At 52.2% G+C, this 291-nt stretch carries 1 protein-coding gene; it reads right to left on the bottom strand.

Features of this window, described 5'->3' with window-relative positions:
• Positions 1 to 291: transposase zinc-binding domain-containing protein (locus A3763_RS26945; RefSeq protein WP_197482862.1), on the bottom strand; the 291-nt coding region annotated here is incomplete at both ends.

Below are 291 nucleotides of genomic sequence, written 5' to 3'. Positions count from 1 at the left end.
CGGGCACCACAGCTGGGGCAGAACCCTCTGCGCTTGCAGCTAAATGCGACCAATCGTTCATGATGGCAATCCTCGCAGCGGACACGCAAAAAGCCATATTCCAGCCGACCACATTGGAGAAAATCTTCGAACTCTCTCTGAACGTAACGAGGCAAGCTTTGTCCCTGACCCTCCAACGAGGACTTAAAGACAGGATAATGTTCCTGAACCAATTGATAGAGGAGCGTCTTTTCGGGCTGATGGCGTTCATAGTATGGTGCTTGACTCGCCCAGACATTCCTTGCCGGTGAC

The sequence above is a fragment of the Oleiphilus sp. HI0128 genome, from assembly GCF_001635365.1.
Note: the sequence above shows the minus strand (reverse complement) of the source record. Positions and strands in the feature narration are given on the sequence as shown.